Origin of the sequence: Mesorhizobium marinum, from assembly GCF_040813675.1 — a bacterium.
GTDB classification, from domain to species: domain Bacteria; phylum Pseudomonadota; class Alphaproteobacteria; order Rhizobiales; family Rhizobiaceae; genus Mesorhizobium_K; species Mesorhizobium_K marinum.
Window position 1 is genome coordinate 134,865 of record NZ_JBFOCI010000005.1, and the last position, 25,969, is coordinate 160,833.

At 66.5% G+C, this 25,969-nt stretch carries 27 protein-coding genes; 14 read left to right on the plus strand and 13 right to left on the minus strand.

Translation table 11 applies throughout. The annotated features are described in order from the left end of the window. The first annotated feature begins 123 nt into the window (after window positions 1-123). From ABUE31_RS16535 to ABUE31_RS16550, 4 genes are all read left to right on the plus strand, one after another. The gene (locus tag ABUE31_RS16535) at window positions 124-840 is read left to right on the plus strand and encodes a GntR family transcriptional regulator (RefSeq protein ID WP_367724780.1); all 717 of its coding nucleotides are present in this window, start codon (window positions 124-126) and stop codon (window positions 838-840) included. After that, window positions 833-1,180, plus strand: coding sequence for a TIGR04076 family protein (locus ABUE31_RS16540; protein WP_367724781.1), 348 nt, complete (start codon window positions 833-835; stop codon window positions 1,178-1,180). The genes ABUE31_RS16535 and ABUE31_RS16540 overlap by 8 nt, the downstream gene beginning before the upstream one ends. A 1-nt stretch (window position 1,181) precedes the next feature. Further along, window positions 1,182-2,228, plus strand: coding sequence for an aldo/keto reductase (locus ABUE31_RS16545; protein WP_367725034.1), 1,047 nt, complete (start codon window positions 1,182-1,184; stop codon window positions 2,226-2,228). 78 nt (window positions 2,229-2,306) lie between these two features. Continuing rightward, complete coding sequence (locus ABUE31_RS16550) at window positions 2,307-3,569, plus strand: ABC transporter substrate-binding protein (RefSeq protein WP_367724782.1); 1,263 nt, start codon at window positions 2,307-2,309, stop codon at window positions 3,567-3,569. Window positions 3,570-3,746: 177 nt separating this feature from the next. Here the strand turns inward: ABUE31_RS16550 and ABUE31_RS16555 are convergent, their stop codons facing one another. Together ABUE31_RS16555 and ABUE31_RS16560 are read right to left on the minus strand one after the other, a co-directional pair. Next, a complete protein-coding gene (locus ABUE31_RS16555) occupies window positions 3,747-4,262 on the minus strand; it encodes a flavin reductase family protein (RefSeq protein ID WP_367724783.1) in 516 nt (171 codons plus the stop codon). A 9-nt stretch (window positions 4,263-4,271) separates the two neighbouring features. Beyond that, window positions 4,272-5,396, minus strand: a complete 1,125-nt coding sequence (locus ABUE31_RS16560; protein WP_367724784.1) for an LLM class flavin-dependent oxidoreductase — start codon at window positions 5,394-5,396, stop codon at window positions 4,272-4,274. Window positions 5,397-5,518: 122 nt separating this feature from the next. Between ABUE31_RS16560 and ABUE31_RS16565 the strand changes: the two genes are divergently transcribed. Next, window positions 5,519-6,121, plus strand: coding sequence for a winged helix DNA-binding protein (locus tag ABUE31_RS16565; protein WP_367724785.1), 603 nt, complete (start codon window positions 5,519-5,521; stop codon window positions 6,119-6,121). A gap of 2 nt (window positions 6,122-6,123) precedes the next feature. Beyond that, a complete protein-coding gene (locus ABUE31_RS16570) occupies window positions 6,124-6,525 on the plus strand; it encodes a cupin domain-containing protein (protein WP_437344138.1) in 402 nt (133 codons plus the stop codon). A gap of 185 nt (window positions 6,526-6,710) precedes the next feature. Here ABUE31_RS16570 and ABUE31_RS16575 read toward each other — a convergent pair whose 3' ends face one another. Continuing rightward, window positions 6,711-7,802: an LLM class flavin-dependent oxidoreductase gene (locus ABUE31_RS16575; RefSeq protein ID WP_367724786.1), complete on the minus strand. Its 1,092-nt coding sequence runs from the start codon at window positions 7,800-7,802 to the stop codon at window positions 6,711-6,713. 271 nt (window positions 7,803-8,073) lie between these two features. On the opposite strand from ABUE31_RS16575, the gene ABUE31_RS16580 reads away from it, so the two are divergent. The 4 genes from ABUE31_RS16580 (at window position 8,074) to ABUE31_RS16595 (ending at window position 12,210) form a co-directional block, all read left to right on the plus strand. Continuing rightward, window positions 8,074-9,279 carry a pyridoxal phosphate-dependent aminotransferase gene (locus ABUE31_RS16580; protein WP_367724787.1) on the plus strand — a complete coding sequence of 402 codons (1,206 nt, stop codon included), beginning with the start codon at window positions 8,074-8,076 and terminating at the stop codon, window positions 9,277-9,279. A 70-nt stretch (window positions 9,280-9,349) separates the two neighbouring features. Next, window positions 9,350-10,147: an ABC transporter substrate-binding protein gene (locus tag ABUE31_RS16585; RefSeq protein ID WP_367724788.1), complete on the plus strand. Its 798-nt coding sequence runs from the start codon at window positions 9,350-9,352 to the stop codon at window positions 10,145-10,147. 70 nt (window positions 10,148-10,217) lie between these two features. Then, the gene (locus tag ABUE31_RS16590) at window positions 10,218-10,892 is read left to right on the plus strand and encodes an amino acid ABC transporter permease (RefSeq protein ID WP_367724789.1); all 675 of its coding nucleotides are present in this window, start codon (window positions 10,218-10,220) and stop codon (window positions 10,890-10,892) included. Between the two features lie 40 nt (window positions 10,893-10,932). Continuing rightward, the gene (locus ABUE31_RS16595; protein WP_367724790.1) at window positions 10,933-12,210 is read left to right on the plus strand and encodes a cysteine desulfurase-like protein; all 1,278 of its coding nucleotides are present in this window, start codon (window positions 10,933-10,935) and stop codon (window positions 12,208-12,210) included. Window positions 12,211-12,378: 168 nt separating this feature from the next. On the opposite strand, the gene ABUE31_RS16600 is transcribed toward ABUE31_RS16595, so the two are convergent. The 10 genes from ABUE31_RS16600 to ABUE31_RS16645 form a co-directional block, all read right to left on the minus strand. Next, complete coding sequence (locus ABUE31_RS16600) at window positions 12,379-13,806, minus strand: aldehyde dehydrogenase family protein (RefSeq protein ID WP_367724791.1); 1,428 nt, start codon at window positions 13,804-13,806, stop codon at window positions 12,379-12,381. 115 nt (window positions 13,807-13,921) lie between these two features. Continuing rightward, window positions 13,922-14,809: an amidohydrolase family protein gene (locus ABUE31_RS16605; protein WP_367724792.1), complete on the minus strand. Its 888-nt coding sequence runs from the start codon at window positions 14,807-14,809 to the stop codon at window positions 13,922-13,924. Next, window positions 14,809-15,939, minus strand: a complete 1,131-nt coding sequence (locus ABUE31_RS16610) for a vWA domain-containing protein (RefSeq protein ID WP_367724793.1) — start codon at window positions 15,937-15,939, stop codon at window positions 14,809-14,811. Before ABUE31_RS16610 ends, ABUE31_RS16605 begins: the two co-directional genes overlap by 1 nt. After that, window positions 15,936-16,814: an AAA family ATPase gene (locus ABUE31_RS16615; protein WP_367724794.1), complete on the minus strand. Its 879-nt coding sequence runs from the start codon at window positions 16,812-16,814 to the stop codon at window positions 15,936-15,938. Before ABUE31_RS16615 ends, ABUE31_RS16610 begins: the two co-directional genes overlap by 4 nt. A 210-nt stretch (window positions 16,815-17,024) precedes the next feature. Further along, window positions 17,025-18,029 carry a xanthine dehydrogenase family protein molybdopterin-binding subunit gene (locus ABUE31_RS16620; RefSeq protein ID WP_367724795.1) on the minus strand — a complete coding sequence of 335 codons (1,005 nt, stop codon included), beginning with the start codon at window positions 18,027-18,029 and terminating at the stop codon, window positions 17,025-17,027. Between the two features lie 4 nt (window positions 18,030-18,033). Further along, window positions 18,034-19,398, minus strand: a complete 1,365-nt coding sequence (locus tag ABUE31_RS16625) for a xanthine dehydrogenase family protein molybdopterin-binding subunit (RefSeq protein WP_367724796.1) — start codon at window positions 19,396-19,398, stop codon at window positions 18,034-18,036. Window positions 19,399-19,406: 8 nt separating this feature from the next. After that, complete coding sequence (locus tag ABUE31_RS16630) at window positions 19,407-19,889, minus strand: (2Fe-2S)-binding protein (RefSeq protein WP_367724798.1); 483 nt, start codon at window positions 19,887-19,889, stop codon at window positions 19,407-19,409. A gap of 43 nt (window positions 19,890-19,932) precedes the next feature. Continuing rightward, entirely contained in the window at window positions 19,933-20,718 is a 786-nt protein-coding gene (locus ABUE31_RS16635) for an FAD binding domain-containing protein (protein ID WP_367724799.1), read from the minus strand. Between the two features lie 18 nt (window positions 20,719-20,736). After that, window positions 20,737-21,180, minus strand: a complete 444-nt coding sequence (locus tag ABUE31_RS16640; RefSeq protein WP_367724800.1) for an SRPBCC family protein — start codon at window positions 21,178-21,180, stop codon at window positions 20,737-20,739. Window positions 21,181-21,326: 146 nt separating this feature from the next. Beyond that, window positions 21,327-22,148: a helix-turn-helix domain-containing protein gene (locus ABUE31_RS16645; protein WP_367724801.1), complete on the minus strand. Its 822-nt coding sequence runs from the start codon at window positions 22,146-22,148 to the stop codon at window positions 21,327-21,329. Window positions 22,149-22,435: 287 nt separating this feature from the next. Between ABUE31_RS16645 and ABUE31_RS16650 the strand changes: the two genes are divergently transcribed. From ABUE31_RS16650 to ABUE31_RS16665, 4 genes are all read left to right on the plus strand, one after another. Continuing rightward, window positions 22,436-23,767: an ABC transporter substrate-binding protein gene (locus ABUE31_RS16650; protein WP_367724802.1), complete on the plus strand. Its 1,332-nt coding sequence runs from the start codon at window positions 22,436-22,438 to the stop codon at window positions 23,765-23,767. Window positions 23,768-23,877: 110 nt separating this feature from the next. Further along, window positions 23,878-24,825, plus strand: a complete 948-nt coding sequence (locus ABUE31_RS16655) for a carbohydrate ABC transporter permease (protein WP_367725036.1) — start codon at window positions 23,878-23,880, stop codon at window positions 24,823-24,825. After that, window positions 24,822-25,769 (plus strand): carbohydrate ABC transporter permease, encoded by a 948-nt coding sequence (locus ABUE31_RS16660; RefSeq protein WP_367724803.1) that lies wholly within the window; start codon window positions 24,822-24,824, stop codon window positions 25,767-25,769. Before ABUE31_RS16655 ends, ABUE31_RS16660 begins: the two co-directional genes overlap by 4 nt. Continuing rightward, entirely contained in the window at window positions 25,766-25,966 is a 201-nt protein-coding gene (locus tag ABUE31_RS16665; protein WP_367724804.1) for a hypothetical protein, read from the plus strand. Before ABUE31_RS16660 ends, ABUE31_RS16665 begins: the two co-directional genes overlap by 4 nt. Window positions 25,967-25,969: the final 3 nt, after the last annotated feature.

The following is a 25,969-nucleotide window of genomic DNA, read 5'->3' on the forward strand; positions in this document are numbered from 1 at the left end:
TGATCAAACTTTACAGCCGGAAATTTTGCAACTACAAAAATCGGCAAGGCGCCGGCAGCAGGAAATGGCGGTCTGGATGAGCGTGTCGAAGGCAGAGTTCGCGGTCTGGCGGGAGAACCTCGGGTGACCCCGCGGCGCGCGTTGTCACCGGTCGGTCGCGAGACCCTGCACGACCGGGTCTACGCCGAACTGAGGCGCTCGCTGATCCACGGCATGTTCGACGCCGGCGCATCGCTTCGCATCCAGGACCTGGCCGCGACGCTGCAGACGAGCACCATGCCGGTGCGCGAGGCGCTCGGGCGGTTGGTGTCCGAGCAGGCGCTGGAATCGCTGCCCAACCGCACGGTGCGCGTTCCGGTCATCACCCGCGAAAAGCTGGAAGACCTCGCCCGTGCGCGCTGCCTGATCGAGGGCGAACTGACCGCGCTGGCGCTGCCCCGGCTTGCCGCCGAGGATTTCGCCAAACTGCGGCAGCTGACCCGGGAATGCGAGGCCGCCTTCTCCGCGGACGATCCCGACAAGCCGCATCATACCTCCGAACTCAACCACGCCTTCCATTTCTACATCTATCGCGCGGCGGGATCGGCGGTGCTGATCCCCGTCGTGGAAAGCCTGTGGCTGCAGTCCGGACCCTATGTCCGCGCCGCCGCGCGCATCCATGACGAACTGCGCGACATGTCCGGCACGCACCATCACTGGGCGCTGATCGACGCGCTGGAGCGGGGCGACCGGAAACAGGCGATCAAGGCCCTGACCAACGACATCACCCGTTCGTTCAACCTGGTGCGCCGGGGCCTGGAGGACGCCGACGCCGGCGAGAAGGAGCGCGCCTATGGCTGACAAACGAGACGACACGTTCGAACTGTTCGACCTGCGCGTCGAGGTCGTCGCCGACGAGGGCGCGAAGATCTATTGCGGCGCCAAGGTGGGCGACCATTTCGAACTGCGCGGCGAGATGCTGCACCTGCCGCCCGGGCAGGGAATCTCGATCTACTCGCTGGCGTCCGCGCTGCCGCTCCTGGCGGCCAAGCAGCGGCAGACCCACAAGAACGACTGGATGACCACCGACGCCGAGATCGCGTGTCCCGACCCGCATTGCGGCTCGCGCCTCAGGATCACGCGGGTGGCGGTGCGCAAGTTCAGCCATGCGGAAACCACCGCGGTGCCCCTCGATGACTGACATGCAACGCATCAAGCTCGCGCCCGACTACGAGATTTCGCGCGTCATCCGCGGCGGCTGGCAGCTGGCCGCGGGCCACGGCGCCGTGAAGAGCGACGATCCCGTTTCGGACATGATCGCCTTCGCCGACGCCGGCATCACCACCTTCGACTGCGCCGACATCTATACCGGCGTGGAGGAGATGATCGGCCGCTTCCGCCTGCGCTACCGCGACCTGCGCGGGGAGGAAGCGCTTTCCCGTATCAAGGTGCACACCAAGTTCGTGCCCGACCTCGAGGTTCTCAGGACCATCAGCAAGGGCTATGTCGAGGGCGTCATCGACCAATCGCTGAGGCGGCTCAACCTCGACCGCCTCGACCTCGTGCAGTTCCACTGGTGGGACTATGCCGCGCCGATGTGGCTTGAAGCCGCGCAATGGCTGGAAGAGCTCAGGCAGGCCGGCAAGATCCACAAGGTCAGCGCCACCAACTTCGACACCGAACGCATGCTGCACATGGTGCGCGCAGGCGTGCCGCTGACATCGATGCAGGTGCAGTATTCGCTGCTCGACCAGCGCCCCGCCAAGCGCATGGCCGAAGCGGCGGCCGAGAATGGAATCTGGCTGTTCTGCTACGGCACGGTCGCGGGCGGCTTCCTTGGCGACCGCTGGCTCGGCCAGCCGGAGCCGCACGACTTCGAGAACCGCTCGCTGATCAAGTACAAGCTGATCATCGACGACCTCGGCGGCTGGGACCTTTTCCAGGCCCTGCTAAGGGCGCTGCGCGGCGTCGCCGACCGCCACGGCGTCGACATCGCGACGATCGCCAGCGCCGCGATGCTGCCGAAAAGGGCGGTCGCGGCGACGATCGTCGGGGCGCGCAACCGCGACCACCTCGCCTCCAACCTCGCCATCTCCAGCGTCTCGCTGACGGCGCAGGACCACAACGAAATCGACGCCGTCCTCGCCCAGGCCAGCGAACTGGACGGCGACGTCTACACGCTCGAGCGCGACCGCCACGGGCGGCACGGCTCGATCATGAAATACAACCTCAACAAGGGAGCCGCCTGAGACGGCGTCCCGCCCGCTTCTATCGCCTGAAACACCGAAGCCGCTCGGGGAGAGCGTCGAACCAAAAGGGGAATGACCATGAAAAAACTTCTGCTCGCTTCAACGCTGCTGGCGACGGCCGCCTTCGCGCTGCCCGCCGCCGCGCAGGACTGCAACGTCACCGTCGGCGTGGTGATGGAACTGACCGGCCCGGCCGGGGCCTACGGCCAGGCCGGCGCGAAATCGGTCGAGATGGCGTTCCGCGACTTCAACGAGGCGTCCGGCGCCGACGGCTGCAAGCTGACGACCGACACGCGCGACAGCCAGAGCCAGGGCACCGTCGCGGTCGACCAGGCGACGCAGCTGGTCAACATCAAGAAGGTGCCGGTCATCATCGGCGGCATCATTTCGTCGGTGTCGATCCCGATCCTGACGTCGGTGACCGCGCCGGCCGGCGTGGTGCAGGTGTCGCCCGCCTCGTCCTCGCCGACGCTGACGGCGCTCGGCCGCGACGGCAAGACCAACGGCGTGTTCTTCCGCACCATCACCTCGGACGCGCTGCAGGGCACGGCTGCCGCGAAATACGCCATCGACCAGGGCCTGAAGAAGCTCGCCATCATCCACGTCAACAACGATTTCGGCGTGAACATGGTCAAGGAATTCTCGGCCGCCTTCGAAAAGCTCGGCGGCACGATCACCTCGACGACCGCCTACAACGAGAAGCAGGCGAGCTATTCGTCGGAGGCGAGCGCCGCCATGGCCGGCGAGCCGGAGGCGCTCTACCTCGTCAGCTACCCGGTCGACGGCGCGACGATCGCCCGCGCCTGGATCTCGGGCGGCGGCGCGGCGAAGTTCCTGCTCAACGACGGCATGAACTCGCAGGAGTTCATCGACGCGGTCGGCGCGCAGTATCTCAACGAGGCCTACGGCACGTCGTCGGGCACCTCGAAGACCGCCTCGACCGACTATTTCTACGGCGCCTACGAGGCCTTCTCGGGCGGCATCAAGCCGGACGCGCCGGCCGCCGACCGTTCCTATGACGCAGGCGCGATCGTCGCGCTCGCCATCGCCAAGGCTGGCAAGGGCGATTCCGCTGCGATCAAGGCGGCGATCCCCGAGGTCGTGTCCGCCGACGGCGAGCCGATCCCGGCCGGCAAGGACGGCTTTGCCAAGGCGCTCGCGCTGATCAAGGAAGGCAAGCCGATCAAGTACGAAGGCGTCATCGGCCCGATCAGCTTCGACCAGTATGGCGACATCACCGGCCCGTTCCGCCTCTGGCAGATCAAGGACGGCGCGGTGACGACCGTCGGCGAGATGAGCGCCGAGGACGTGGTGAAGCTGAAGGCCGACCTGGCGAAGTAACATCGCTGCTTGGGCCGGCATCCCAGGCTTGTCCCAGGGATCGGCCGGCCCCAACGGTCAGGCAGGAATGGCGTACATGCCATTCCTGCCGACTTGGCAGATGCTCGGGTTGGCACGACGGAAATTGCGTTGCCGTCCGCAAACTGAACGGCCGCCGAAAGGCGGCCATTCATTCTTTCAGCTATCGAACCGCGTCGGCCGGTACGCGCCGCGCCAGTAGAGCAGCGCCTCGCCGACATCGTTGGTGCGCACCGCCGCGACCGACCCGACGATGATCGAATGGGAGCCGCGGTCGATCATCTCGTCGAGCCGGCAGTCGAAAGCAGCGGTCGCGCCCTTGAGCAGCGACGCGCCGGTTTCCAGGGTGAACCAGTCGGCGCCGGCGTAGCGGTCCGGCCCCTTGATACCGCCGAAGCCCGAAAAGCGCTCGGCCACCGGCTGGTGGTCGGCGGCAAGCGACGACACCCCGAAATGGCCGTAGCGCTCCATGACCGGCCATGTCGACGACGAGCGGTTTACGCAGGCGATCACTTTCGGCGGGCTGGCCGACAGCGACACCATGGAGATGACGACGAGGCCGGTGCGGTCGTCGCCGACGCCGGCGGTGATGACGCTGACATTGCCGACGATCATGCGCATCGCCGCGCGGAAGTCGGCGGCGTCGACCGTCGGGCCCTGCAAGACGGCGGTCATCGCCGCCGCCTATGCCGCGGCAGCCGCAGCGGCGACGGGCACGCGGATGCCGCGTTCCTCGAGCAGCGGCAGGACGTGATCGCGGAAATAGGGGAACTCCTCGACATAGTCGACGAAGGACAGCGTCGTGCCGCGGAAGCCCGCCGCATGCAGCGCCGCAATGCCTTCGGCCACCTGCTCCGGCGTGCCGGTCAGCGGGAAGCCGCCATGGCCGGCCGCCATGCGGTCGCGGATCAGCGCAAGCAGATCGTGCGGGAAGGACTGCGCATGCGCGAACTGCAGCCGCACCAGGTTGTCGACGGCTTCCCAGTCGGCATTGGCCTGGCCGAAATGCTGCAGGTAGTCCTTTGCTTCCTTCTCTGTCGGGCGGCACACCACATGGCTGAAGGTGAGAACGTCGATGTCGCGGCCCGCCGCCTTCCCTTGCGCTTTAAGCGCTGCGATCTCCTCGCCCGAGCGCGAAAGGTCGATCGCCGGGGTGAACAGGAAGTCGGCGTTCCTGACCGCGAACTCGCGGCCCTGGCCGGAGCCCGCGGCGTTGATGATCGGCAGCGGCGCGGACGGCCTGGGATCGCCGAGCACGTTCTTGAGCTGGAAGAACTTGCCGTCCCAGTCGAAGGCCTCGTCGCGGCCCCACAAAGCCTTGACGACGTCGAACCATTCCTGCGCGTAGCCGTAGCGCGTCTCATGGTCGTCCGGCAGTTTCAGGCCGAGCGCCTCGTATTCCGGCTTGTTCCAGCCGGCGACGATGTTGAGGCCGACGCGGCCGCGACTGATCTGGTCGATGGTGGCGAGTTGCTTGGCGACCACCACGGGATGGTTGGCCGCGGTGTGGATGGTGGCGAAAACGGTGATGTCGCTGGTGTGCGCCAGGAGGCCGGCGGCCCAGGTCATCGTCTCGAGTACGCTGCCGTGGAAGTTGGTCTCGCCGCCATAGCCGATCCAGCGGGCGATCGGCAGCATGAAGTCGATGCCGGCGCCGTCGAGCAGCTTTGCGAGCTTCAGGTTGTTGTCCCAGGAACTGTTCCAGCGTTCCGGCAGCTTGGTGACGGTCATGCCGCCCGAGCAGTTGGACGCGAACGTGCCGAGCAGGAACTGATCACGATTGAACATGCGGTTGCGTGGCGAAACCATCGCATTCTCCTCCAGATTGTTACCCCGGTTTTAGATTTATTTTATGATAGAAAGTCTATTTGAAAATCGAGGTGGACGCAAGCGGGGCGCTGAGGCAGTTTCCGGCCGAGGGGGAGAACCCGATGAAAAACAGGCAGGCAGGCCCGCAAAAGCCGCTCGACCGATCCTGGCACCTGGCGCGCACGCCCGAGGAGATGGATGTCGCCGACCTGGAATACGCGCTGATCCGCTGTTTCGAGGCGTTCGGCCACTGGCAGGCGGAATGCCTGGCGTCGGTCGTCGAGTTCCAGGCGAGCGGACCGGAAAACGCGCTGCTGCACATGATCCGCGCCAACGACCGGCCGAAGAGCGTGCGCGACCTCGCGCACATGGCCAACCGGCAGGACGTGCCGAACATCCAGTACAGCCTGCGCAAGCTGATCAAGGGCGGGCTGGTGGCGAAGAGCGGCAGCGGACGCGCCGGCGTGACCTACGAGGCGACCGCGCTCGGCCGCGACGTCTGCGACCGCTATGCCGACGTGCGCGCCGACCTCCTGGTGCCGTCGATCGCGCGGCAGCCGGACCTCGCCAAGCGGCTGCCGGACGCGGCGCATGCGCTCGACCTGATGACCGGCATCTACGAACAGGCCGTGCGCGAGGCGGCCACGCACCGCCACCGGCCGGGCCGCCCCGACGCGGAGATGCCGGCCAAGACCCCGCAACAGAACCCCCGCAGAAGGAACTGACCATGCCGAAGCCAGCTGCAATGCGGATCGCCGCGACGCTGTGCCTTGCCCTGATGGCCGCGCCGGCGCTGGCCGAGGAAGCGCCGACAGGCATCAAGCGCACGCCGCTGCAGGCGATCGACTTTCCCGAGGGCTACCGGACCGTGACGGGGCTCGCCGAAGTCGCGCCCGGCCATGCCTCCGGCATGCACACGCATCCCGGCATCGAGACCGGCTACGTGCTGGAAGGCGAGGTGCTGATGAGCGTCGAGGGAGAGCCGGACCGAATGCTGAAGGCGGGCGATTCCTACGTCGTCCCATCCGGCGCGAAGCACGACGTTAAGAGCATCGGCAGCGTGCCGGCGAAGGCCGTCAGCGTGTTCGTGGTCGACAAGACGAATCCGCTGGCGAGCCCGGCGAAGTAAGTGAGCCTCACCCTCAGGCAACATATCGCATCCGCCCCCTCCACCACGCTTCGCGTGGTCCCCCTCCCCCGCTTCGCTGGGGAGGAACCGGCGCTGCGGCCATCCGCGACCTTGATCCTCCCCCGTTTACGGGGGAGGGGGACCGCCAAAGGCGGTGGAGGGGGCGGAACGATAATCCGCTTACCCTACCCCCTCACCCCCGCCTGCCTCAGCAGCGGCAGCACGCGGTCGCAGAAGAAGGGCAGTTCCTGCGTGTAGTTGACGAAGGAGAGCGCGATCCCCTCGTAGCCCTGCGCGGAGATCGCGACCATGTCCTCGGCGATCTTCTCGGGCGTGCCGACCAGCGGATAGGTGCCGGCGCCGCCGGCGAAGCGCTGGCGGTAGCGGTCATAGGCGTGCGCGTCGTGCGACTGCGAAAACTCCTTCTTGCCCGCCATGTGCTGGTCGACGGCGGCGTGGTCGGCCAGCGTCACCGCGTAGCGCGTGTAGTAGGCCTCCGCCTCTTCCTGCGTCTCGCGGCAGACGACGTGCGCGACGGTGTAGCAGCCGACCGTGCGGCCGGCCTTTTCGGCACGCGCGCCGATGTCGGCGACATGCCGGCCGGCGTCGGCGATCTCGGAGAAGGTGGTGAACAGATAGTCGCAATGCGCGGCGGCGAAGTTGCGGCCGGGGTCGCCGAAGGCCGCATTCATGGTGACCGGACGCGGAACCTGCAGGCTCGCCGGCCGGCTGACCGCCTCCTTCAGGCGATAGTATTCGCCGTCGAAGTCGATCGGTTCGTCGGCAGCATAGAGCCTTTCGACGATGTCGATCCACTCGGCGGCCTGATCGTAGCCTTTCTCGACCAACGGCGTGCCGAACATGCCGAATTCCTTCGGGTTCCAGCCGCAGACGATGTTTAGGCCGGCGCGGCCGTGGCTGATGTGATCGACGGTGGCGAGCGCCTTGGCCGCGTAGAGCGGGTGCACCAGCGGCACATGCACGGTCATGAAGAGGCCTATGCGCTCGGTGGCGGCGGCGAGACCGGCGGCCCAGGTGAACGTCTCGAAGGAATGTTCGCGGACCCGGTTCCGGCCGCCGAACCCCTTCCAGCGGGCGATCGGCAGGAAGAACTCCAGCCCGGCGCGGTCGGCGACCTGGGCCGCGGTCAGGTTGTCGTCCCAGGTCGCCTGCCAGCGCTCCGGCACGTCGGTGATGGCGAGGCCGCCATCGGCATTTGCCGAAAAGACGCCGAGCTTCAGGCGGTTCGATCCCTTGAGCGGATGCTGCTTGATCATGCTGGTCCTCCCGACCCGGCCCTCACGCTACGACGGGTCGGAAATATTTCAAGCCTGAAATAGTGCCCGGACGCGCCGGCGGCGGCCGATCGGGCCTGCCGAGCGCCTGCCGCAGGGGTAACGCTAATTTTTTAAGCTTAAAACTTTTGCCTTGAAATGCGCTCCGGTTCGGATAGCATCGAAGGCCGAAACGCGTGGGACAGTGGCCTGGACATCGGCTTGGGGGGCCGTCGCACGCAGCGTTGCCCGAGTGTGCGCGAAGGGTCCGGTCTTGTCGTTCCTGCCACCGCAATCGTCATCTTCGGCGAAAGCCCGCTACGCGTTCGACGGCATTCGCGCCCAGATCCGCGACCTGCATACCGAAACCATCGCCAACCTCGCGCTGCGCGCCAGGGAACTCGGCGACGTCATCGCGCTCTGGTACGGCGAAGGCGACCTGGCCACGCCGTCCTTCATAAGCGACGCCGCCAAGGCGGCGTTCGACGACGGGCTGACCTTCTACATCCCCAACATGCGCGGCTACGGCCCGCTGATCGAGGCGCTGTCGGCCTACCAGTCGCGCCTGCACGGGCAGCCCATCCCCACGACGCGCACCACCGTCGCGCCGAGCGGCATGCAGGCGCTCTACATGGCTCTGGAACTGCTGGTCGACGTCGGCACCAACGTCGTCTACGTGGCGCCGCAATGGCCCAACATCCACAACGCCATCCACCTGATCGGAGGCGAGCCGCGCCCGTTCGCGCTCGATTTCGACGGCGACTGGAAGCTCGACCTCGACCGTCTGTTCGCGACCTGCGACGCGCGCACCCGGGCGATCTTCCTGTCGACACCGTCGAACCCGACCGGCTGGACCGCGAGCCGCACGGAGATGGAGGCGCTGCTCGAGTTCAGCCGCCGCACCGGCGTCTGGATCATCTCCGACGAGGTCTACAACCGCCTCTATTTCGACGGCGACTGCGCGCCTTCGATCCTGCAGGTCGCCGAGGACGGCGACCGCGTGCTGTCGGTCAACAGCTTCTCGAAGGCCTGGGCGATGACCGGCTGGCGCGTCGGCTGGCTGACCCACCCCTCCGGCGTCGCCGACCAGATCGGCGCGATGACGCAATATATCAACAGCGGGACGGCCGGCCCGATCCAGGCCGGCGCGACCGCGGCCATCACCCGGGGCGAGCCGCTGGTGGAAGAGATCAAGGCGCGCATCCGGACCGGCCTCGACCTCGCCTATGACAGGCTTTCGCACATTCCGGGCATCGTCCTGCCGACGAAGCCGCGCGGCGGTATGTACGCCTTCTTCGCGATGGAGGGCGAGAGCGACTCGCGCCGGCTCTGCGCGGACATCCTCGAAAAGGCGCGCGTCGGCCTCGCGCCCGGCTACCTGTTCGGCGACGCCTCCGCCGCCTTCGTCAGGATGTGCGTCTATCGCGACGCCGCCCAGATCGAGACGGCGCTGGAGCGCATGCTCGCCATGAAGAATTGACGCCGCGCGGACCAGCGGCGGCAAAAGACCGGCGGGGAGGACTCGTCCGGACCAACAGAGGGAAAGAAAGATGAAATTCACCCGTCGCAACCTGATCATCGCCGCAGCCCTGGCCGGCATCGCCGCCGGCCCGGTCTCCGCCTTCGCCGAGGGCGTGCTCAACGTCGGCTCCTACCCGAACAACCCGCCTTTCGAGTTCAAGGCCGAAAGCGGCAACTTCGAGGGTTTTGAGGTGGACATCGTGACCGAGGCCGCCAAGCGCGCCGGCATGACCGTCAACATCGAGGGCTACGACTTCCAGCCGCTGTTCGCCGCCACGAGCTCGGGCCGCATCGACGCCGCCATCTCCTCGATCACCATCACCCCGGAGCGGCTGGGCTCGCAGTCCTTCACGCAGCCCTACTACGATTCCGACATGGGCGTCGCCGCCAAGACCGACGGCATGGTCAAGGGGCTGGCCGACCTCAAGGGCAAGGTCGTCGGCGTGCTGAGCGGCTCGACCGGAGAGAAGTGGTCGATGGAAAACCAGGCCGCGCAGGGCTTCAGCGAGGTCAAGGGCTACAACACCCAGCAGGACGTTCTGCTCGACCTCGCCGCCGGCCGCGTCGACGGCGTCGTCAGCGACGTTCCCGGCATGGACTACGCCTTCACCAAGATGCAGGGCCTCGCCGTCGTAGAGCGCATCAAGACCGGCGAGCAGTACGGCCTGATGATGACCAAGGATTCGCCGCTGCTCGGCAAGATCAACGACGCCATCACCGAGATGAAGAAGGACGGCACGCTGCAGGCGATCCACAAGAAGTGGTTCGGCACCGACGCGCCGGCCGATTCCTCGACGGCGGCCGAAGCGCCGATGCCGAAGGCCTGACGGCCCCGGAACCTGTCGTGGTGAATCGTGCCGGCAACCGCCGGCACGATTGTTTTGGGTAGGGACGCACATGACATTGCTCGACACCTTCTTCAACGGACAGGTCATGATTTCGGCCTTTCCGGCGCTGATGCGCGGCCTCGTCAACACGCTGAAGCTCGGGCTGCTCGCCGTGGGCATCGGCATCCCGGTCGGGCTGGTGATCAGCCTGGTCCGCCTTTATGCGCCGAAGCCGCTGCGCTGGCTTGCCATCGGCTACATCGACATCTTCCGCGCCATGCCGGTGCTGGTCGTGCTGATCCTGATCTACTACGCCCTGCCCTTCGTCGGCATCCGCCTGTCGTCATGGGCGTCGGCGACGCTTGCGTTCACCTTCGTCATGTCGGCCTATTCGGCGGAAGTCTTCCGTTCCGGCATCGAGAGCATCCCGCAGGGCCAGTTCGAGGCGGCCCAGGCGCTCGGCCTGCCGTTCCTGCTGACGCTTCGCAAGGTGATCCTGCCGCAAGCGGTGCGCCTCGTCATCCCGCCGACCACCAGCAACTGCGTGTCGATGTTCAAGGACACGTCGCTGGCGTCGGTGGTCGCACTGCCCGAGCTCCTGAAGGAAGCCAACAACGCACAGGCGCTCTACGCCAACCCGTCGCCGCTGATCGGCGCGGCGCTCGTCTACCTGATCTTCCTGTGGCCGATGGTGCGGCTGGTCGGCATGCTCGAGCGCAAGTTCAAGGTCGAGAAGACGCGCTGAGCGCCGGCCTCAAGACCCCCGCAATATCCGAGGAACGTCCATGAACCAGCATTCATCCGCCGCCGCAGACGCATTTCCCGTCGACCGCATCCGGACGATGTTTCCCGCGCTGCAGAAGGCCGGCGATTTCATCTTCCTGGACAACGCCGCCGGAGCGCAGATCCCCCAGAGTGTGCTCGACGCCGTCACCGACCATCTTGTCTCGCACAACGTGCAGCGCGGCGGCCGCTACGGCCGCAGCGTCACCGTCGACCGCGTGATCGACGAGGCGCGCCAGAGCGTGGCGATCCTCATCAATGCCTACCGCCCCGAGGAAGTCTGCTTCGGCATGAACGCGACCTCCTTCATCCGCCTGGTCAGCCTCGGCATCGGCCAGATGATCGCCGCCGACCGGACGCGCGACGAGATCGTCGTCACCGACATGGACCACGACGCCAACATCGCGACCTGGCTGGCGCTGCAGGCGCAGGGCGCGAAATTCGTCTGGTGGCGGATGCGCGAGGACGGCAACCTGCATGTCGACGATCTCAAGCCGCTGGTCGGCGAGCGCACGCGCCTCGTCGCCTGCACGGTCACGGCGCATGCGATCGGCTCGATCGTCGATGTCGCCTCCGTGGCCAGGATCGCGCATGCGGCCGGCGCCGAAGTCTTTCTCGACAGCGTCCACTACGGGCCGCACGGGCTGATCGACGTGCAGGCCTGGGACTGCGACTACCTGGTCTGCTCGGGCTACAAGAACTTTTCGCCGCACATGGGCTTCCTGTGGGGCCGCTTCGACCTCCTGAAGCGCCTGCCGACCTTCCGCGAGGACTTCATTCCCGACGAGCCGCCCTACAAGGTGGAAGCCGGCACCTTCATCTACGAGAACGTCGCCGGCATGGACGCCGCCGTGCGCTACCTCGAATCCATCGGCCGCAACTTCGCGCCATCCAACAACCGGACGCGCCGGGAAAACATCGTCGCCGGCATGACCGCCATCCGGCAATACGAACTCGTGCTGGCGCTGGCGATGATGAAGGTGCTGCACGAATGCGGCGCGACGATCTACGGCGTCGCCGACGAAGCGAGGCTCGACGAGCGTGTGCCGACCTTCTGCTTCAACATCGGCAAGCTGTCGCCGCAGCGGATCGTCGAAGAGATGGCGAAGCGCGACATCGGCATCCGCGACGGCCACATGTACGCGCCGCGCCTGATGAACCGTCTCAACCTGTCGATGGATTCCGGGGCGATCCGGGCGTCGCTGCTGCACTACAACACGCTGGACGAAGTGCGCCGCTTCGGCGAGGCGCTGAAGGCGGTGATCGCGAAGCTGAGCTGAGACGGCACCTTCCCTCCCCTTTTTGGGGAGGGAGACGACTGCCGGAGGCGGCGCGACGGGTGGGGCGGCCGATGAACGCGAGACGTCCCTTTGAGCGTCGCGCATAAAGACGCGGGCCCGGTCGGCACTTCCCGCCACCCCTCACGTCAAAGTAGCGGAACTACAAGCCTACTCGCCGTAGCCGATGATGCCCTTGACCTCGAGGAAGTCGTGGATCGCCCAGTCGGCGTATTCGCGGCCGTTGCCGGACTGCTTGTAGCCGCCGAACGGGGCGAAGGTGTCCCACTCGGGATAGTTGATCGACACCTGGCCTGCGCGGATGCGCGAGGCGATCTGGCGCGCATGGTCGATGTTCTTCGATTGCACGTAGCCGGCGAGGCCGTAGACGGTGTCGTTGGCGATCTTCACCGCCTCGTCCTCGTCCTCGTAGGAAATCACCGACAGGACCGGCCCGAAAATTTCCTCCTTCTCGATCGCCATGCCCGGCTTCACATGGCCGAACACCGTCGGGCGCACGTAGTAGCCGCGGTTGAGATGCTCCGGACGGCCCGGGCCGCCGGTCACCAGCGTGGCGCCCTCGGCGATACCCTTCTCGATGAGGCCCTGGATCTTGTTGAACTGCAGCTCGCTGACAACGGGACCGAGCTGGGTGTCTTCCAGGCGCGGGTCGCCGACCTTGTGGGCGTCGGCAGCCTTCCTGGCGACCTCGAGCGCCTCGTCATGGCGGGCGGCCGGCACCAGCATGCGGGTCGGCGCGTCGCAGGACTGGCCGCTGTTGCCGAAGCAGGCGTTGACGCCCTTCCTCACCGCGCGCTCGAAATCGGCGTCGGGCAGGATGATGTTGGCCGACTTGCCGCCGAGCTCCTGCGCCACGCGCTTGACGGTCCTGGCGGCCGTCTCGGCGACGATGATGCCGGCCCGCGTCGAGCCGGTGAACGACACCATATCGACATCGGCATGGCCGGCCATGACCTGGCCGACGTCTGGCCCGGTGCCGTTGACCATGTTGTAGACGCCCTTCGGCGTGCCGGCGGCGTCCATCACTTCGGAGAAGACAATGCCGGAGATCGGCGCGATCTCGGACGGCTTCAGCACCACCGTGCAGCCCGCCGCGATCGCCGGCGCCACCTTGCAGACGATCTGGTTGAGCGGCCAGTTCCACGGCGTGATGAGCGCGCAGACGCCGATCGGCTCCTTGACCACCATGGTGGAGCCGCGCCGTTCGGAGAAGGAGTAGTCCTCCAGCGCCTTGATGGTCGCTTCCATGTGCGCCCTGCCGGCCCAGGCCTGCGCCTCGCGCGCCCAGGTGATGGGCGAACCGTTTTCCTGGCTGACCGCCTGCGCGATGTCCTCGTAGCGCTCGTTGTAGACCTCGAGGATACGCCTCAGGAGCGCCAGCCGCTCCTCCTTGGTGGTCAGCGAGAAGGCCGGGAACGCCGCCTTGGCGGCAGCGACCGCCCGGTCGACATCGGCCGACGAACCCACCGAAATCTGCGTGTAGGCCTCTTCGGTCGACGGATCGATCACGTCGAGAAGCGCCGGCTTCACCGGGTCCACCCACTTGCCGTCGATGTAGAATTTCAGATGGTTGCTCATGCTTGCTCGCCTCTTCGATCGATTGCGGCATCGGCATAGCACAAAAGCGCGCCGCTTTGCGCCACATGCGCGCCTGCGCCGTGTCGCCACGACGACATTGTGCCAGCCTTAAACGTCAATCCAGCCGGTAGACGCGCGCCGCCGTGTTCCAGAAGATGTCGGCCTCGACCGTGGCCCCATGCGTCGCGACCGCCTTGCGGTGGGCCGCGATCAACTCGGCGTGGCTGGTCCAGAGTTTTTCGATCGGGAAGTTGGAGCCGAACATCAGCCGGTCGCTGCCGAGGATGTCGATGGCGTTGCCGACCACCGTGGCGATCACCTCCGGGTCGTTGCGATGCGCGAAGGTCCCGAGGCCGGAAAGCTTGGCGTAGAGGTTAGGCGCCTCGGCAAGCGTGCGCAGCCCCGCCTTCCATTCCTCGACGACCGGCGCGGCGAGGCCGGTCAGCATGCCGGCGTGGGTGAGGATGAAATCGGTTCCGGGGTTCTCGCCGACGAGTTGCAGCCCGTCCTTCATCTGCGCGGGAAAAAGCTGGAGGTCGAAGGAAAGGCCGTAGTCCTTCAGACGCGCGACGTTCCTGCGCACAACGGGGTCGATGACCTGGTCGGCGGATTTTGCGAAGCGGAAGGCCGGCGTCTCGTGCCAGTGGAGCTGCATGCGTACCCCGCGCAACAGCGGATACTTCACCAGCCGGTCGATCTGCTGCCTAACGTCGTCGACGGTCATGTCGGCATAGCCGACGATGGCATGCGGCCAGCCCGTCCGCGCCGCCGTCTCGGCCAGGAAGGCGACCTCGTTCTCGAAATCCTCCTTCGCCCAGTTGGTTTGCACATAGACGGCCTTCTCGACGCCGGATCCTTCCTGGTCGGCGAGGAATTCCTCGATCGGGTAGTCGCGGCGGATCGCCTCGTAAGGCCCGAAAATGCGCGGCACCATGGGTCCGACCAGCCAGGGCTGGTCCTTCTGCCGCCAGATGTGGAAGTGGGAATCGATGGCTTTCTGCATCAGGAGTTGCTCCTCCAGAGAGAGGCGGCCGGTGGCGCCGGCCGGGCAAGCGTCAGCACGAAATCGGCGAGGCGTGGAAGCGACGAGCCGTCGACCAGATCGTCGAGCCAGGGCAGGATCGCCTTCAGGGCGGCGGTCTGTGGCGAGAAGCGCGGATCGCCGGCGAGCGGCGTGGCGAGCGTCAGACGATGCGCGCGCGCGCCGAGCCGCCTGATTGCCGTCTCCATCTCGGCATGGTCGCCGCGCTCGAGACCGTCCGACAGGAGCAGGACGGCAGCGCCGCGGGCGAAGGCGGCAAAGCGCGGCACCGAGAGGAAGGCGAGAAGCGTCGGGCCGATGCGGGTGCCGCCGTCCCAGTCTTCCACCAGCGCGGCGGTGCGGCCAAGCGCGGCATCGGCGTCGCCGCGCCTGAGCGCGCGGGTGATGCGGGTGAGCCGCGTCCCCAGCGTGAAGACCTCAACGCGGTCGGTCGCCTGCACGGCGGCATGGGCGAGCTTCAGATAGTCGCCGGTATGGAGCTTCATCGAGCCTGAAATGTCGATCAGGATCAAGAGCCGGCGCGCGACAGTCGGGCGGCGGCGCAAAGGCGGCGCCGGCACGTCGCCGTCGGCGCGCACGATAGTGCGGAGCGCACGGCGGAGATCGGGCGTGCCGCGGGAATTCGTCCGCACCGAACGCAGGGAGCGCCGCTGCGGCAGGGCGGACGGAAGCACCCTGCGGAACTGGCCGAGCGTCTCGCGGTCGGCCAGGAATGCGCGCTGGCCGAGCCGCTCCAGGGCGGAGGCGGTTTCGCCGCCCTCCTCCTGCCTGAGGTCCCGCCCGTCGCCCTGCTGTTCGACGCCGCTGTCGTCCTTCACCTCGGTGTCTTCGTCGCCGCGCGCGTCGGCCGTGACGGTCGCCTCGCCGTAGAAGTAGCCGCGAAACAGCGCATCGAACTCGACCATGCGGTCGGCGGATGGGCCGAGCGTGGCAAGGGCCGCCTGCCGGATGTCCTCCATCGAACGCGGCCCGAGCAGCGCCACGCCCTGCATGAAGGCGATGGCCTGTTCGCCTGCGACTGAAAAGCCGAAACGCCTGACATGCCGGGCAAAGCCGGCGAAGGGACGCGCACCTTGCGGGAGGGGGGTCACGCCATCGCCTTTTCCAGGATGCGGTCGAGTTCGGGATCGAGGAAGCGCATGTCCTCCTCGTCCTTGACCAGCACGCCAAGCGCCCGGCGGAAGGCTTCCGGCCAGGGGCTGCCGCCTTTCTCAAGAACAGTGGCGGCGTTGGCCCACTCGACCGCCTCGGCGATGCCGGGCGGCTTGGCCAGCGGCCTTGCGCGTATCTCGCCGACCGCATTCGCCACTGCGCGGGCGGTGGCTTCCGCCACCGCGCCGGCGCGCAGCATGATGATGGCGGCCTCGCGGTCCGCGTCGGGATAGGCGATCCAGTGGTAGACGCAGCGGCGGCGCAGCGCCTCTGCCAGCTCGCGCGTTCGGTTCGAGGTGAGCACGACCAGCGGCTGGCTCGCCGAACGGATCGTGCCGCGCTCGGGGATCGTGATCTGGAAATCCGATAGGAACTCGAGCAGCAACGCCTCGAACTCATGGTCGGACCGGTCGATCTCGTCGACCAGCAGCATGCTGCGCTCCGGATCCTGCAGGACCTGGAGCAGCGGCCGCGCGATCAGGAAACGGTCGTCGTAGATGTCGACCTCGCGCTCGCCCGCCTGGCGGATGGCGAGAAGCTGGCGCTGGTAGTTCCATTCGTAGAGCGCGTGCGCGGCGTCGATGCCCTCGTAGCATTGCAGCCGGACGAGATCGCGCGAGAGAAGCGCGGCGACGGCTTTCGCGGCCTCCGTCTTGCCGACACCCGGCGCGCCCTCGAGCAGCAGCGGCTTGCCGAGCCGGATGGCGAGGAAGATGGCGGTGGCGAGGCCGTCGTCGGCGAGATAGCGCATGTCCGCGAGCCCGGCGGCGAGGGATTCGGGCGACGCGGCGATCTGGTCTGCGGCGGGCCTCATAGTAGCGAACGCAGGTGCGAGGCACCCCCCTCTGGCCTGCCGGCCATCTCCCCCTCAAGGGGGGAGATCAGCCTGCACCACGACTTTCGCCAATCTCCAACCTTGAAGGCGATGCAAGGCGGTTGCCGCAGCCGATCTCCCTCCCTGAGGGGGAGATGGCCGGCAGGCCAGAGGGGGGTGTTCACGCAAACGGACATCGCCTTTGCGGGCCTAACCGGCGCGCTGTTGCTTCAGTGCCCTGAGGACGCGTTCCGGCGTGATCGGCATCGTGTCGATGCGCACGCCGACCGCGTCGAAGACGGCGTTGGCGAGCGCCGGAATCTGCGGGTTGGCGCACATTTCGCCGGGACCCTTGGCGCCATAGGGGCCGTCTGCGGCGGGGCGTTCCAGAACGACGATCTCGGTCTGCGGGAGGTCGCCGGGGCCAGGCATCAGATATTCGTTGAAGTCGACGCCGGCGTGGTCGCGGCTCGGATAGTATGGCTCGGTCGTCTCGTAGAGCGCGTGGCTCATGCCCATCCAAGAGCCGCCGACAAGCTGCTGCTCGACCATCTTCGGATTCAGCGCACGGCCGATCTCGAAGACGTTTTTCACCGAGACGACGGTGACCTCGCCCGTCTCGTCGTCGACTTCGACCTCGGCCACGGTGCAGGCATGCGCATAGCAGGTCGACGGCTTCATCGCGCCGGTCTCCACCTCCGGGTAGGAGCGCGGCACCAAAAACATGCCGCGACCGGAAATCGACCGGCCGAGCTTGAAATGCGCCATCAGGGCGGTGTCGAAGATCGAGATCGCCTTCTGCGGCGCACCCTTGACGTGAATGTTGCCCTCGCCGTCCGTGTCGAGGTCGCCGGCATCGACTTCGAGCGCCTCGGCTGCGACCTCCAGCATCACCTGGCGCGCTTCCTTCGCCGCCTGGATGACGGCGTTGCCGATGCGGTGGGTGCCGCGCGAGGCGAAGGTGCCCATGCAGTGCGGGCCGGTGTCGGTATCGGCGGTGTCGATGATGACCTGCTCGGTCTTGACGCCGATCGTCTCGGCGCAGATCTGCGCCATCACCTGCTTCAGCCCCTGTCCCAGGTCGACCGAGGACAGCGTGACCATGAAATTGCCGGTCGGCGTCGAATGCACAAGCGCCTGGCTGGGGTCGCCGCCGAGATTCATGCCGGTCGGGTAGTTGATCGCCGCAACGCCGCGGCCGCGCCGGATCGCCATGGCTCTAGCTCTCCCTGTAGGACGACATGTTCATGTATTTTTCGGCGACCGGCCAGCTGGCGACGCGCGACGCCTCCTGCATGCACTCGATGAGGGCCGCGCCCGTCGTTTCCTGGCGATGCGCCTTCATGTCGCCGTCGCGGTAGGCGTTGACGAAACGGAATTCGAGCGGGTCCATGCCGATCAGGCGCGCCAGCTTGTCCATCTGCACCTCAAGCGCGAAGTCGGCGATGGTCACGCCGAAGCCGCGCATCGCCGAAGACGGCGTGCGGTTGGTATAGACGCACCAGGTGTCGACCCAGACGTTCGGGATGGTGTAGGGGCCGGGATAGTGGGCCGCGCCCTTCTGGGCGCCATAGGGCGAGTGGCGCGAGTAGGCGCCGGCGTCGGTGTAGCCCCAGACCTGCCGCGCCACGATGCGGCCGTCCTTCATGACGCCGTCCTTGAGCACGATCTTCTCGGCGGCGCGCGGCGAGGAAACCTGCATCTCCTCGTAGCGGCTGTAGATGAAGGAAACGGGCCTGCCCGTCAGCTTGGCGGCGAGGATGGCGATCGGCTCGACCGTGACGTCGACCTTGCCGCCAAAGCCGCCGCCGACCGTGCCGCCCACCAGGTGCAGCTTGTGGCCGGGCATCTGCAGGATGATCGAGGTGTTGTCGAGCGTGAAGAACATCGCCTGCGTATTGGTGTAGCAGGTGAAGCGGTCGTTGCCGTCGGGCGTGACGATGCAGCCCGTGGTCTCCATCGGCGCCTGCTCGATCGGCGAGGACCAGTAGGTCTGCTCGAGGACATGGTCGGCCTCGGCGAACCCCTTCGCGACGTCGCCGAAGCGCACCTTCCGCGACGGCCCGCTGTCGTACATGTAGTGGTTCTGGCCGTGGTGCTCGTTGACGACCGGCGCGCCGGGCGCCAGCGCGGCCTCGATGTCGAGCACGGCCGGAAGCACCTCGTAGTCGATCTTCACCCTGGCGGCGGCCTCGCTGGCGGCGCGCTCGCTGTCGGCGAGCACGGCGACAACCGCCTCGCCCTTCCAGCGCACCTTGTCCTCGGCCAGCACATGCTCGTCCTCCGGCCCGACCTGAATCAGGATCAGGACGGTGTAGAGATTGTGCGGGATATCCTTGTGGGTGAGGATGCGATGAACGCCCGGATGTCTTTCGGCCTCGGAGAGATCGATGCTCCTGATGCGGGCGTGATGGTGCGGGCTGCGCACCATCTTGAGGTAGAGCATGCCGGGAAAGGTGCGGTCGGCGAAGTAGGCCGTCTTGCCGGTAACGTGGCCGGGCACGTCGGCGCGCTGCAGGCCCTGGCCGAGTTCCCTGAGATCGTCCTTGCGCTGGTCGGCGAAATAGCTCTTCGCGAGTTTCATCTCGGACCTCACGCCGCGTTCTGTGAGTTGGAGCGCGCGGCCGTCAGCACGGCGCGGATGATCGGTTCGTAGCCGGTGCAGCGGCAGACATTGCCGGAGAGCGCCTCGACAACGTCGTCGCGCGTCGGGTTCGGATTTCGGTCGAGCAGCGCCCTGGCGGCCATGATCATGCCCGGCGTGCAGAAGCCGCATTGCGCGGCGAACTCGTCCATGAAGGCGCGCTGCAGGGGATGCAGGCGGCCGTCCGCGGCGAGCCCGCCGGCAGTCAGGATATCGGCGCCGCCGCAGGTCTCGGCAAGCGTCAGGCAGGAAAGCCTCAGCTCGCCGTCGACGATGACCGAACAGGCGCCGCAGGTGCCCTGGTGGCAGCCGCCTTTCGGCGACGTGTCGCCGAGCTTGTCGCGCAACACCTTGAGAAGCGTTGCGCCGCTTTCGACGAACTCGGCCTTCTCCTCGCCGTTGAGCGTGAACTGAACCGGGACTCTCGCCATCTTTCCTCCCTGACGGCTACTCCAGCGACATCCGTCTTGCGCGCTATTCCAGAAGCAGGCGGCGGAAGTGCACGGGGAGCACCTCCGCGCGGTACCAGGCGCTGGCGACCGCATCCGTGATCGGCTCGGTGCCCTCGCCGATCGCGGCCACCGCCGGCGCAACGTCCTCCTCCCCGAGCGTTGCGCCGGCGAGCGCCATCTCGGCGGCCCTGGCCCGGATCGGACGATCCGCCATGCAACCGAGCGCGATCCTTGCATCCCCGACGACGCCGGCGTCGACATCGAACACCGCTGCGATGCTGAGTACCGAAGTTCCCTTCGGCCGGACGCGCGACACCTTCAGGAAGCGGAAACTTCCGGCCAATGGCACGGCAAAGCTGACGCCGGCGACGATCCTGCCGTCGCGCCTGGCCAGAAACTCCTCGATGCCGAGGTCGCCCGCCGTCGTGTGCACCGTCGCATCGAGCGCAAGGAGCGCCACGGCGAAATCGCCATAGGGCGCGGCAGCGAACAGGTTGCCGCCAACCGTCGCCATGTTGCGGACCGCAGGTCCGCCCACGGCCTTCGCGGCCATGGCGATCGCCGACAGGTCCGGATGGGCGGCGACGGCCGACATGGTGACGGATGCGCCGACCGTCGCGCGACCGGCCTTCACGTCGATCACCGACAGGGCCGGATCGGTCGAGCGCACGAAGGTCGAGAACGAGACGTCGCCCTCGTTGGCCGAACGAACGACCAGCGTGCCGCCGCCGAGGTAGCGGGCGCCTGTCTCCTTGAGCGCCGAGCCGGCTTCGCCAAGCGTCGGGTAGGTCTTCAGCGCAAGCGGCATACGGGCCTCCCCGCGGTTCTACTTCTGTCCCGAGAAATGGCTCTTCAGGGCGTTGAAGCCGCCCTGGAACACGTTCTCGCCCATGCCCTTGGCGATCTCGTCGCCCTTGTCGGCCGGCGCGTCGAAATCCGCCGTCCAGACCGCGTAGGTCATGTCGCCGTCGGTGACGGGCTCGAGCTTGAGCGTCGACGTATGATTCGAGATCGGCGCCGGATGCTCGATGATGGCGTAGGTGGTCAGGAAGTCATCGTCGGAGAAGGCGACAAGCCGCTCGCGGATGGTCGCGCCGGATGCCACCTTGAACTTGCGCACGCAGCCGATGTCGGTAGCGCCGCGGCCGTCCTCGATCTCGCTCTCGACCATGCGCGGATGCCAAGCCGGCAAGCCGTTGAAGTCGCGTATCCGCGCCCAGACCTTGTCGACAGGCGCGTCGATGACGCTCGAAATCCTGATCTTCGGCACACAATCCTCCCTCGATGCGTTGAGAGAAGAGTATCCAGCGGGGCTAAACGCCGCTTATCAATGCGTCTCGATTGCTTATCGATGCGTCTGAAATTCTTTCGTTTGCCGTATGTCCCCGAAACGGGGCTCACTTCGGCGCGACCGGGTCAGGCGGCGTTCCGCGCGGCCTCGCGGTAGAGGGTCGGCGGCACGCCGGCATGGTCGCGGAAGAAGCGGGTGAAGTTACCCTGGGTGGTGAAGCCGAGGTTCCAGGCGACTGAGGTCAGCGGCTCGCGCGACCATTGCAGCTGCCGTTGCGCCTCCTGCATGCGCAGCGTGTTCCAGTAGACGTTGGGCGTCAGGCTGGTCTGCTCCTTGAACAGCGTGAAGAAGTGCGGCCGCGACAGGCCAACCGACTTCGCCACCGCGTCGAAGCAGATGCGCTCGTGGACATTGGCGCGCATCAGCTCGATCGCCCGGCGGACGCGGATGTCGAGCTGGTCGCCAGCGGCGATGCGACGGCGCCGGCCGATGGAATCGGCGGCGTCGACAAGGCAGTCGATCAGCCGCTCGATCTCATAGAAGGCGAGATCGTCGGCCCCGCCGCCGTCGAGTTCCGCATGGAGAGCGACCGCCACGCCGTGCAGCCAGTCGTCGACCGGGATCGCCGGCGAGGCAAAGATCGGCCGGTCCAGCGCCACGCCGCGCCGCCGGCATAACCATTCGGGATCGATGTAGAAGGCGAGGAAGCGGCCCGGACGCCCGTCCGCCGCGAGCGCGTGGCTGTGCGGCTCGAGCGCGTTGATGCCGGCGGCGACGGTCGGCCCGAGCTGCACCTTCTCGCCGCCGATGGTCATCTCGCCGGCGGCCCCGTCGAGCCACAGGATGATATGGGCCTCGGCATGGGCGTGGGTGACGAAATCGCTCGCGACGTTGAGCACCGATACGTGCCCGAACGATCCGCGAAAGAGCCGGATCGAGGTGGCCATCTGCTTCCTCCCGGGGTTTCGTTGCGCCGTGTGTCGACGGCCCCGCTCCGCAAAAATAGTGCTGCCGCCGCGGGCGTCCGTCAATACGGGCGGGCGCGCTCACCGGCCACGGGCGTTGTGCAGCGCAACACACTTTTCCTCTTGCGTGTTTAGTGAATTGTGTTTCAACTAAACAAATTACTCAACATCGACGCGAACCAATCACGCGCATGTTGGGCCCCGGGAGGAGAACCGGGGACGGGTTTCAGAGGCAGTCATCCGGACCGCCTCGCAAATGGGAGGTAGGCATGAAATCGACATTGAAAGTGTCGCTCGGCCTGGCTGCGGGGCTCGCCGCTTCGACCGCCATGACGGGCGCTTCGCAGGCCGAAGACCTGACGCTCTGCTGGGCCGCGTGGGATCCGGCCAACGCACTGGTCGAGCTTTCCAAGGACTTCACCGCCGCGACCGGCATCGGCATGAAATTCGAGTTCGTCCCGTGGACGAACTACGCCGACCGCTTCCTCAACGAGCTCAACTCCAAGGGCAAGCTGTGCGACCTGATCATCGGCGACAGCCAGTGGATCGGCGGTTCGGCCGAGAACGGCCACTACGTCAAGCTCAACGATTTCTTCGACAAGGAAGGGATCAAGATGAGCGACTTCGTCGACGCAACGGTCGTCGGCTATTCCGAGTGGCCGAAGAACACCCCGAACTACTGGTCGCTGCCGGCCTTCGGCGACGTGGTCGGCTGGACCTATCGCAAGGATTGGTTCGCAAAGCCGGAAATCCAGGCGGCGTTCAAGGAAAAGTACGGCCGTGACCTGGCCGTGCCAGCCACCTTTGCCGAGCTGAGGGATATTGCGGAGTTCTTCCAGAACCGCGAGATCGACGGCAAGAAGGTCTACGGCGCCTCGATCTACACGGAACGCGGCTCCGAGGGCGTCACCATGGGCGTCATGGACGTGCTCTACTCGTTCGGCTTCAAGTACGAGAATCCGGACAAGCCCTACGAAATGGAAGGCTACGTCAACTCCGACAAGTCGGTCGCGGGGCTCGAGTTCTACAAGGCGCTCTATGACTGCTGCACGCCTCCCGGCGCCTCCAACAGCTACATGGGCGAAGGCATCGACGCCTTCAAATCCGGCCAGGTGGCGTTGCACATGAACTTCGCCTTCACCTGGCCCGGACTGCAGAAGGACGAGATGGTCGGCGGCGACAAGGTCGGCTTCTTCGCCAATCCGGCCGGCCCCGACGGCGAACAGTACGCCCAGCTCGGCGGCCAGGGCATCTCGGTCGTGTCCTATTCGGACAAGCAGGACGCCGCGCTGCAGTACATCAAGTGGTTCGCCACCACCGACGTGCAGAAGAAGTGGTGGTCGCTCGGCGGCTTCTCCTGCCTGAAGTCGGTCGTCGAGGACCCGGCGTTCCCGGCCAGCCAGCCCTACGCGAAGACCTTCCTCGACTCGATGGCGATCGTGAAGGACTTCTGGGCCGAGCCGAGCTACGCCTCGCTGCTGCAGGCCTCGCAGAAGCGCTTCCACGACTATGTGGTGGCCGGCCAGGGCACCGCGAAGGAAGCGCTCGACGGCCTGGTGGCCGACTGGACGGAAATCTTCGAAGACGACGGCAAGATGTAGCCTTCGTCCTCCCAAGCCCGCCCCGCGCCATGTAGAGTGGCGTGGGGCGGAGACCCGAAGCGATGCTAGACCCACCCAGCGGAAAACCTGTCGTGACCGACACCACCACCATACTGGATCGGACGGCGGAAGCCGTGGCGCGGGCGACGCCCGACAGCCTGGCGAGGCGGGTTCGCGGCCTGTCGGACCGCATGGTCGCCTGGATCTTCATCGCCCCGACCATCGTGCTCCTGCTGGCGATCAACATCTTCCCGCTGATCTGGGCGATCCAGCTGTCGTTCACCAACTACCGCGCCAACCGGCCGAACGAGGCGATCAAGAACGTCGGCCTGCAGAACTATTCGCGCATCCTGCACGACGCCGACACCTGGGTTGCCATGCAGGCGACGGCGCATTTCGTGTTCTGGACGATCGTGCTGCAGACGCTGATCGGCTTCACCCTCGCCTACCTGATCGACCGCAAGTTCCGCGGACACGCCTTCTGGACGACCATCATCCTGGTGCCGATGATGCTGTCGCCGGCCGTGGTCGGCAATTTCTGGCGCTTCCTCTACGAGCCGCAGATCGGGCTCTTCGCCTACATCGTCTCGTTCTTCACCGGCATTCCGCCGACCGAGATCCTGATGGTGTCGTCGGTCGACCTGGCACCTTGGGCGATCATCATCGTCGACACCTGGATGTGGACGCCCTACGTGATGCTGATCTGCCTGGCGGGCCTGCGCTCGATCCCCGACTACATCTACGAGGCGGCCGAGGTCGATCGCGCCTCCAACTGGCGCCAGTTCTGGTCGATCACCCTGCCGATGGCCCTGCCCTTCATCATGCTGGCGGTGCTGTTCCGCGGCATCGAGAACTTCAAGATGTTCGACATGGTGAACCTCCTTACCGGCGGCGGGCCGGGCTCGACCACCGAGGTCGCGTCGATCACGCTGAAGCGCGAGGCGTTCGAGAAGTGGCGCACCGGCTTCTCGTCGGCCTTCGCCATCATCCTGTTCGTCGCGGTGTTCGGCCTCGCCAACATCTACGTCAAGGTGCTGAACAGGGTGAAAAGCCGATGAGCGCGTCCGCCCATTCGGTCGTCGAGCCGAGCGTCACGTCGAAGCGCGTCGCCGCGACGCTGGTCGTGGTCTACGCGATGGTCTCGATGATCCCGCTGTTCTGGATCTTCGCGACGAGCTTCAAGACACCGCCGGATTCGATCGCCTACCCGCCGAAGATCGTCTTCACGCCGTCGATCGAAGGCTATTGCAACCTGTTCACGACGCGCACGCGCCAGACCGCCGAATACATAGCGTCGCTGCCGCCGGCGGAGAGTTTCTGCGACGAAACCACGCGCAAGCGCAACATGGTGATCGCCGGCCCCTCGAACTTCCTGCCGCGCTTCGTCAACTCGCTGATCATCGCCTTCGGCTCGACCTTCTGCGCGGTGTTCCTCGGCACGCTCGCCGCCTACGGCTTCTCGCGCTTTCGCGTGCCGCTCGCCGACGACCTTCTGTTCTTCATCCTTTCCACGCGCTTCATGCCGCCGATCGCGGTGGCGATCCCGATCTACCTGATGTACCGCGAGATCGGCCTCTCGGACACGGCGCTCGGCATGATCCTGCTCTACACGGCGGTGAACGTTTCGCTCGCCGTCTGGCTGCTCAAGGGCTTCATCGACGAGATCCCCCGCGAGTACGAAGAGGCGGCGATGATCGACGGCTACACGCGCCTGCAGGCGTTCCGCAAGGTGGTGCTGCCGCAGGCGACGACCGGCATCGCCGCGACCGCGATCTTCTGCCTGATCGTCGCCTGGAACGAATATGCCTTCGCCTCGCTGCTGACCTCAGGCACCGCGCAGACCGCCCCGCCCTTCATCCCGACGATCATCGGTGAAGGCGGCCAGGACTGGCCGGCGGTCGCCGCCGGCACGACCGTCTTCCTGGTGCCGATCCTCGTGTTCACCGTTCTGCTGAGGAAGCAGCTGCTGCGCGGCATCACCTTCGGGGCGGTGCGCAAATGACCACGCGACGGAAGCAACGATCCAACTGGCCGAAGGTCCTGCGGCGCGGGCTGATGGAGAACATCGCGACCGGTATCATCGGCATCGGGTTCCTGATGCTGTTCCAGCCCTTCGCGCTGCCGCTCTACACCTGGTCGTTCATCACGATGCTGGCCGGGACCGCCATGTTCATCGTCGTCTCGAAGTTCCCGGAGTAGGCG

What these genes read in the sequence shown, in the direction of transcription:
- ABUE31_RS16570 (WP_437344138.1), top strand. Translation starts at nt 6,124, where the DNA reads ATGCCGAAGCCAGCTGCAATGCGGATCGCCGCGACGCTGTGCCTTGCC.
- ABUE31_RS16600 (WP_367724791.1), bottom strand. Translation starts at nt 13,806, where the DNA reads ATGAGCAACCATCTGAAATTCTACATCGACGGCAAGTGGGTGGACCCG.
- ABUE31_RS16625 (WP_367724796.1), bottom strand. Translation starts at nt 19,398, where the DNA reads ATGAAACTCGCGAAGAGCTATTTCGCCGACCAGCGCAAGGACGATCTC.
- ABUE31_RS16565 (WP_367724785.1), top strand. Translation starts at nt 5,519, where the DNA reads ATGAAAAACAGGCAGGCAGGCCCGCAAAAGCCGCTCGACCGATCCTGG.
- ABUE31_RS16585 (WP_367724788.1), top strand. Translation starts at nt 9,350, where the DNA reads ATGAAATTCACCCGTCGCAACCTGATCATCGCCGCAGCCCTGGCCGGC.
- ABUE31_RS16550 (WP_367724782.1), top strand. Translation starts at nt 2,307, where the DNA reads ATGAAAAAACTTCTGCTCGCTTCAACGCTGCTGGCGACGGCCGCCTTC.
- ABUE31_RS16605 (WP_367724792.1), bottom strand. Translation starts at nt 14,809, where the DNA reads ATGCAGAAAGCCATCGATTCCCACTTCCACATCTGGCGGCAGAAGGAC.
- ABUE31_RS16660 (WP_367724803.1), top strand. Translation starts at nt 24,822, where the DNA reads ATGAGCGCGTCCGCCCATTCGGTCGTCGAGCCGAGCGTCACGTCGAAG.
- ABUE31_RS16590 (WP_367724789.1), top strand. Translation starts at nt 10,218, where the DNA reads ATGACATTGCTCGACACCTTCTTCAACGGACAGGTCATGATTTCGGCC.
- ABUE31_RS16540 (WP_367724781.1), top strand. Translation starts at nt 833, where the DNA reads ATGGCTGACAAACGAGACGACACGTTCGAACTGTTCGACCTGCGCGTC.
- ABUE31_RS16560 (WP_367724784.1), bottom strand. Translation starts at nt 5,396, where the DNA reads ATGGTTTCGCCACGCAACCGCATGTTCAATCGTGATCAGTTCCTGCTC.
- ABUE31_RS16575 (WP_367724786.1), bottom strand. Translation starts at nt 7,802, where the DNA reads ATGATCAAGCAGCATCCGCTCAAGGGATCGAACCGCCTGAAGCTCGGC.
- ABUE31_RS16665 (WP_367724804.1), top strand. Translation starts at nt 25,766, where the DNA reads ATGACCACGCGACGGAAGCAACGATCCAACTGGCCGAAGGTCCTGCGG.
- ABUE31_RS16650 (WP_367724802.1), top strand. Translation starts at nt 22,436, where the DNA reads ATGAAATCGACATTGAAAGTGTCGCTCGGCCTGGCTGCGGGGCTCGCC.
- ABUE31_RS16635 (WP_367724799.1), bottom strand. Translation starts at nt 20,718, where the DNA reads ATGCCGCTTGCGCTGAAGACCTACCCGACGCTTGGCGAAGCCGGCTCG.
- ABUE31_RS16645 (WP_367724801.1), bottom strand. Translation starts at nt 22,148, where the DNA reads ATGGCCACCTCGATCCGGCTCTTTCGCGGATCGTTCGGGCACGTATCG.
- ABUE31_RS16615 (WP_367724794.1), bottom strand. Translation starts at nt 16,814, where the DNA reads ATGAGGCCCGCCGCAGACCAGATCGCCGCGTCGCCCGAATCCCTCGCC.
- ABUE31_RS16630 (WP_367724798.1), bottom strand. Translation starts at nt 19,889, where the DNA reads ATGGCGAGAGTCCCGGTTCAGTTCACGCTCAACGGCGAGGAGAAGGCC.
- ABUE31_RS16545 (WP_367725034.1), top strand. Translation starts at nt 1,182, where the DNA reads ATGCAACGCATCAAGCTCGCGCCCGACTACGAGATTTCGCGCGTCATC.
- ABUE31_RS16555 (WP_367724783.1), bottom strand. Translation starts at nt 4,262, where the DNA reads ATGACCGCCGTCTTGCAGGGCCCGACGGTCGACGCCGCCGACTTCCGC.
- ABUE31_RS16620 (WP_367724795.1), bottom strand. Translation starts at nt 18,029, where the DNA reads ATGGCGATCCGGCGCGGCCGCGGCGTTGCGGCGATCAACTACCCGACC.
- ABUE31_RS16595 (WP_367724790.1), top strand. Translation starts at nt 10,933, where the DNA reads ATGAACCAGCATTCATCCGCCGCCGCAGACGCATTTCCCGTCGACCGC.